We start from the raw sequence: 7,143 nt of genomic DNA on the forward strand, positions 1-7,143 counted from the left end.
TAATCTCTGTTTATTATAACAAAGGCAGTGTTTAAAAAAATAGAATACTGAAATCAGGCATAAAAAATCAGCGACTCCGGTAAAAGAGATTTTGGCTGTATTGTTTTCCCTAAACTTATCATAACATGCACAATTATCATAATAACGGATATAAAAAGGACTGTGCCGCAACATACACCTGGTACAATTATTTATTCCAATTCTAATTCAAAAGTATAACGATGTGTAGAAAGCTCCCTGAAGGTGATGGTTTGTATGGAATGTATCTGGAAATTTACTGTTTTTCCGCTGAAGCAATCAATGTGTCGGTTTTATCAATGTTGTTTAACAGGTTTGAGTAAGCGCTGTCTATTTCAGGATTTCTTAAAGGAGACCATTTCAAATGACCGCCTGGTTTTCCATTATTGAGCCAATACAAGTGGTTGGCAAGCGGGTACCGTTGGTAACCATTTATAATGATATTTGCAAAGCCGGCCTCTTTAATAAAAGAGGCAAGACTTTCACGGGTGTGAAGTATAAGATGGTCACTTCTGAATGTAAATTTCAGAAAACTGTCCAAACATAAGAAAGATATTAAAAAATCCCTCGCATGTGGTACCTCGATGATTAGTCTTCCACCTGTGGCCATCTTCTTAAATAGAAAATTCAGTGTTGCTATGGGGTCGGTGAGATGTTCAAAAACGTGGAACATTGTAATTACGTCAAAATTGTTTTCAGTGATTTGAGAAATATCGGGGTAAACATTATAGCCGCTTTTAATCAGTTCCGCTCTTGCATGTTCCTGAGGCTCTACCGCGGCACATGATAATGACAGTGGCGCAAGGATATCAAGCATACCGCCACAGCCGGTTCCAATATCAAGCCATTTTTTACCTGCAATCAGGTGCTTAAAACTCTCCGCCCTTCTTGTATCATCCTCCAGATTTCCCATGACAGTTTCTTTTCTGCCGGTTGACGACCAATATTCGTATGATTTTTTTGACCTGAAATACTCCAAATCAATGTGAGAAGTTTTATTTAAAAATATTATTCCACTCCTTCTGCACCTAAGCACGGAAACCCCGTCTTTGTCTCTCACAGAGGGATAAAACTCTTCTATAGAGTTGTCATCACAGAGCCCCAATGAAATAAGAACATCTCTTATTGAATTTTCTTCCAACCCTCAGTCTCCTTCTGTTGAGGATAGGGGATAAGCCATCTACTCATTAGAGAGAGTAGGGACGGCAGTATCGTTGTCATGATTTACCGCCTCAGGATAGGCATAGACTACGGCACCGGAAACACTGCCTCCGGCATCAGTATAAGGAATGCCGTCAACGCAAAAATGCCTGATCTCACCTGATGGCAGCCGCCTGCACAATGTGATATTACGGTGGGGCTTACCCGCTTTTATAAAATTGGAGATTGCTGCATTTCCGTTTTCACTAAAAACCTCAAAAAACGGCTTTCCCTTTTGCTCATCCAAAGGAGAGCCTGTTTCCTCTACCGCACCCCTGTTAGCACTTACAATGATTCCGGCTTTGTCTAAAACCCAGATTCCGGCCGGTATTGAATTTAAAATAAGGTCTATTTCCATGTTTTTCTTCTGAAATTGCTCCTCCAGCTCCTTTTTCCTCTGGATGTCCTCCACTATATACAGCAGATTGGCAGGGGAACTCTCAACCCCGTAAATAAGCGACACTGTTATCTGCCCCCAACAATATCCACCGGTTTTTCTCAAATAACGCGATTCCATTGTGTAGTGGTTTCTGTAGCCGGCTAAGATTTCATTAAAATAATTTTTTGCCGTTTCTATATCTTCAGGGTGGGTAAGATCATAAACAAACCGCCCTATAATATCCTTAGGTTTATAACCAAGCATTTTCTGAAATGTGGTATTTGAATTAATAATCTTACCGTTTATTTCTGTAATAATAATGCCGGCCACGTTTCTTTCAAACATTGCTTTAAAAAACTCTTTCTGTTTGATTTCTTTTATAACGGTATCCTTAAGCGTTTTCTCTATGGCTGTAAGTTTAGATATGTCCATATCGGAACACATAACACGAGTTGGCTTGCCTTCCCTGCCGCAGTATATTTTACCTCTTGCAAGCATCCACAGAGTTGAGCCGTCTTTGTGTTTTAGTCTGTGTTTGATTTCAAAATTCGATAGGCATTTATCCATTGCTTTTAGTAATTCGCTTTTAAAGTAGTCAACATCATCAGGATTGATAAGACTGTAGAGAGCTTTCATCGAGTTTTCAATCTCATCGCCCCCATAGCCTGCCATTTTTTTCAGATTAGCGTCAATAAACACATCCCCCGTGTCTATGTCCCAATCCCATATCCCGATATCCCCTGCTCTTGAGGCCAAAGCATAACGCTCAGCGCTTTCCTTCAATTTTTTTTCCATACCATGCTTAAAAAGGGCCATCTCTATTGCGGCATAAAGCGCCCTGTCATCAAATGGTTTGAGGATGTAACCAAACGGTCCCGTTACTTTTGCCCTCTTTAACAATTGATCGTCTGAATAGGATGTTATAAATATTACAGGTATATCATAATGGTGCTGGATTTCAGTTGCCGCCTCTATACCGTCAATATCACCGATGAGCTTTATATCCATAAGAATTAAGTCCGGCCTAAGCTCGGATGCTCTGTCTATTGCATCCTGCCCTGTGGCAGCCAGACCTACTACATCATAACCAAGGCCCATGAGAGTTACCTTCATGTCATGGGATATGATTACCTCATCATCTACAATAAAAACTCTGCCCTTTGCCATCTAAAATCTCCAAATCTCCAAGACCTGACTCTGTACAAACATTATACGTATAATAACATTAATTTAAAAATTTTTTTTAATTTTTTGTGTCAACAGTGAACTATTTATAATTGGCGGTCAATTGTTATATAATCATGCTCTACGGTAAACAACAGACAATATTTCAGGAGGATGGTAATAAATGGAGAAACTGAATAAACTAAAAGGGTTTTCGGGACGCAAGGGGCCTCTTCTTTTAATAATCATGGATGGTGTGGGCTTGGGTAAGGAAGACGAGACAAATGCCGTGTTTACGGCAAAAACCCCCACGCTGGATAAGCTTTTTAAAAGCGAATTTTTTACCTCGATACGAGCGCACGGTGAGGCCGTGGGTTTACCCTCGGATGAAGACATGGGCAACAGCGAGGTCGGACACAATGCCTTTGGAGCCGGCAGGGTGTTTGCTCAGGGGGCAAAGCGTGTAAATGAGGATTTTGCCACCGGCGCCGTATTTAGCGGCAAACTGTGGAACAGCATAGTGGAAAGAGGCAAAAACGGCGGTGCCGTACACTTTATAGGGCTGCTCTCAGACGCCAACGTCCATTCAAACATAAGCCACCTCTACGCAATGGTTAATAAGCTTGCCGAGGTGGGAGTTAAAAAGGTGCGGATTCATCCGCTTTTAGACGGCAGAGACGTGGGCCCCAGAACAGCCCTTGAGTATATAACTCCGCTTGAAGAAGCGCTGAAAAAAATACGCGATGATAAAGGTTTTCATTATGTAATCGCCTCAGGGGGGGGCAGAATGAATGTCACCATGGACAGGTATGAGGCCGACTGGAATATTGTAAAGCGCGGCTGGGATGCTCACGTAAACGGCATCGGCACTCCGTGTAAGTCCTGCACCGAGTATGTTAATGCCTCTTATGCAAAGGATATTGATGATCAGAATATGGATGCTTTTGTTGTGGTAGATGATGCCGGTAATCCTGTGGGGCGGATGGAGGACGGTGATTCAGTAGTGTTTTTCAATTTCAGGGGAGATAGGGCTATAGAGATTTCGGTAGCGTTTGACTCAGGCTCTGAATTCAGCAAATTTGAAAAGGGGCGTATCCCCGATGTTTTCTACGCCGGCATGATGGAGTATGATTCCGACGCCAAAGTGCCTAAGAACTATTTGGTTGTTCCCCCTCAGATAAATGAAACCGTGTGTGAGTACCTGGCGGCGGAAAACATGACAATGTTTGCAATCTCGGAAACTCAGAAGTATGGCCATGTGACGTATTTCTGGAACGGTAACCGCTCCGGCTATATTGATGATAAACTTGAAAAATACATGGAAATTCCATCGGATAAATTAACTTTTGATAAAGCCCCTAAGATGAAAGCATATGAAATCACGGAGGCAACGACAGAGCTGCTCAAATCCGGCAAGTACCGCTTTGGCAGACTGAACTTTGCAAACGGCGATATGGTAGGGCACACGGGGGTAATGGATGCGGCTGTCACGGCGGTTGAGACAGTGGATGAGTGTGTAGGCAAGCTCCTTCAGCTGGTTGAATCCCTTGACGGCATAGCCGTAATAACGGCGGACCATGGGAATTCCGATGAAATGGTTTCGATAAAGAAGGGTAAGAAAACAGTTAAAACCTCACATACGCTTAACCCTGTGCCGTTTGTTATATATGACCCGTGCTACAGCGGCGAGTATAAACTTTCAAATATGGAAAAACCCGGTTTAAGTAATGTTGCCGCCACTTTATGTAACCTCCTTGGCTATGAAAAGCCTGCCGCCTATGACCCGTCGCTCATTACGTTTGTTAAATAATGTTGGAAACTATTAACGGAAGGGGGCTCCGCCCTCTTCCAATTTCCAGCTCCGGTAAGCTCATATGAAAAACGCATTTCTGATTTCGGCTATTCAAAGCGGAGCAGGTAAAACCACGGTGACACTGGCCCTCATGGCGCTGTTTAAACATCACGGCCTGAAAGTCGCCCCCTTTAAGGCAGGCCCTGACTTCATAGACCCCGGTCTTCACACCGCCCTTACCGGTGTAATTTCAAGAAACCTCGACAGATGGATGTGTGGGAATGGTTTTGTAACGGAAATTTTTAATAAGTACAGCACACATGCCGATGTATCTGTTGTTGAGGGGGTGATGGGGCTTTTTGACGGTGATGAGAGATCAACTGCGGCACTTGCCAAACTTTTAAAGATACCGGTTATTTTGGTGTTGGATTGCAAGGGCATGGCTGAGACTGTATCGGCTGTGTTAACCGGCGTAGAGGCATATGACAAGGATGTGGAGATAGCCGGAGTGCTTTTAAACAGAGTCGGAAGTATCAGGCATTTTGAAAGATTAAAAAATGCTATAAAGACAAGATGTAAGTCAGAAGTTTTTGGATACATTGCGGCAAGCACAGAGATTAAGATACCGGAGCGCCATCTGGGGCTTCTTACGGCGGAGGATGGAATTATCGGTGCAGATTTCATTAATAATTTGATATCCGCCGTGAAGGACACGATAGAAACAGATAAGATTTTGGCTAAAACACATATTAATCCTGAAGTAGGCAATATGGCGCAACCAATTGTCAACGGTGACAATACTGCGGTACAAAGCACCGGCAAACTGAGGTTGGCGGTGGCACGGGATGCGGCTTTTTGTTTTTACTACGAGGACAACCTTGAGCTTTTACGCTCATCCGGGATAGAGACGGTTTTTTTTAGTCCGTTATCAGATAAAAAACTACCGGACAATATTTTAGGCATCTATCTTGGCGGCGGGTATCCTGAGCTTTATAGTGAGGTGCTTTCCAAAAACGATGTCTTACGAACACAAATACGGAATTACTCGGAAGGTGGCGGCCTTGTGTATGCCGAATGCGGCGGGATGATGTATCTGTCTGAGGGGATACGGACAACAGACGGTAATTTCTATCCGATGTGCGGGGTATTGCCGCTTAGGTGTAAGATGAGACAGCGGTTATCACACCTGGGATATAGAGAAATAACACTCACTGCGGATACAATAATAGGCCACAAGGGGGATATCCTCAGAGGGCATGAGTTTCACTATTCAGACATTTACGAGAAATCACCGGAGCTGAAAAACATCTATGAAAACACGGAAGGAACAGCAGGGTTTTCTGTAAAAAATACCCTTGCCGGCTACGTACACCTCCACTTCGCCGGTAATCCCTCTTTAGCGTCGGCAATAGTAAAGCGGTACCGGATTAGGTAAAATAAAATGGTATTTTATGATATGACTTTATGTTATCATAAAATCTGTGCAGAGTTTTGAAGACATCTTACGCAATATTGCTTTAATACTGATTAATCCGCTTGTTTATCTGACAGCCGGATTATTATTTCTTACACTGACAAAAAAACACCGGAGGTTTTTTACCGCCTCGCTTACTTTAGTCTTTTACCTGGTGTTTGCACCACTGAGCTCTAATGTTTTTATGAAATTCTGGGCGGTACCGGATACATATAATCCAAAGACACAATATGACGCTGTGGTGGTTTTGGCAGGCGCTATAAATATGGAGTGGCATATAAGAGAAAAAAGCGGTAAAGCCGGAGAGAATATTTTCATGCCGGTAAACTACGTCAGGACCACCCAGCAAACTGAACGTATTCTGGCTGGTATTTATTTTGTTAAAAACGGACATGCTAAAAAACTACTATTTGGCGACTGGGCAGCCTCTAATTCCGCCGGCACAGCCCATGAGGGGCAAATAATATCAGGGAGGTACTTTTCGCAGCTGCTGGAGAGTAACCAGTACGAGGTATATGGAGAGGTTAAGAGAACCACTGATGAAGCCTTTAAGATGAAAAAAATTGCAGAAGAGCAAAAATTAAAAAAAATCCTTCTTGTCACCTCACAAAGCCACATGAAAAGAGCGCTGGCCATGTTCAAAAAACAGGGACTATCTCCGGATACGTTTTCGGTTAATAAGAGAATTTTTGTTTTTTCCTTTGACGATATACTACCAAAAGGGTATGGTTTAAACGCCACTTATGAGTCTCTATATGAGCTTTCAGGGTATGTAATCTATAAACTTACAGGAAAGCTGTAATACCAAGTTGCCTTCTATTGTCTAACTTTGTTGGCTTTATCACAAGCTCCGGGGGAACAAAAAAGTAAGCCTGCGTCGCTTTCTCCCAGCCGCCTGCGTTATACTTCTGACTGCAGCTTGGCTCTTAACCCGGCTTTCAAATCTTTCGGAGCAATATGCTGGATTGCTCCACGCAGAAAAAAATCACTGTCCCCAGGGGGCGGGACGCTCGCAAAACAAGCCACCGATATAAGCACTCTAATTGTTTTATATGTTTTTGCCCAAGAACTCCTTCAATTCATCTACTGAACCGGCTTTTCTGATAAGATTTTTAA

General features: G+C 42.9%; 5 protein-coding genes. 3 read left to right on the plus strand and 2 right to left on the minus strand.

Annotation, left to right across the window (positions count from 1 at the left end):
* Positions 1-274: 274 nt before the first annotated feature.
* Both H7844_14090 and H7844_14095 read right to left on the minus strand, forming a co-directional pair.
* The gene (locus tag H7844_14090; protein MEO5358410.1) at positions 275-1,159 is read right to left on the minus strand and encodes a class I SAM-dependent methyltransferase; all 885 of its coding nucleotides are present in this window, start codon (positions 1,157-1,159) and stop codon (positions 275-277) included.
* Positions 1,160-1,198: 39 nt separating this feature from the next.
* A complete protein-coding gene (locus H7844_14095; protein MEO5358411.1) occupies positions 1,199-2,764 on the minus strand; it encodes a PAS domain S-box protein in 1,566 nt (521 codons plus the stop codon).
* A 181-nt stretch (positions 2,765-2,945) separates the two neighbouring features.
* On the opposite strand from H7844_14095, the gene gpmI reads away from it, so the two are divergent.
* The 3 genes from gpmI (at position 2,946) to H7844_14110 (ending at position 6,829) form a co-directional block, all read left to right on the plus strand.
* Entirely contained in the window at positions 2,946-4,571 is a 1,626-nt protein-coding gene (gene gpmI, locus H7844_14100) for a 2,3-bisphosphoglycerate-independent phosphoglycerate mutase (GenBank protein MEO5358412.1), read from the plus strand.
* Between the two features lie 64 nt (positions 4,572-4,635).
* Positions 4,636-5,988 carry a cobyrinate a,c-diamide synthase gene (locus H7844_14105; protein MEO5358413.1) on the plus strand — a complete coding sequence of 451 codons (1,353 nt, stop codon included), beginning with the start codon at positions 4,636-4,638 and terminating at the stop codon, positions 5,986-5,988.
* A 46-nt stretch (positions 5,989-6,034) separates the two neighbouring features.
* Positions 6,035-6,829: a YdcF family protein gene (locus H7844_14110; protein MEO5358414.1), complete on the plus strand. Its 795-nt coding sequence runs from the start codon at positions 6,035-6,037 to the stop codon at positions 6,827-6,829.
* Positions 6,830-7,143 lie beyond the last annotated feature (314 nt).

It is taken from the genome of Nitrospirae bacterium YQR-1, from assembly GCA_039908095.1.
GTDB lineage: Bacteria > Nitrospirota > Thermodesulfovibrionia > Thermodesulfovibrionales > Magnetobacteriaceae > Magnetomonas.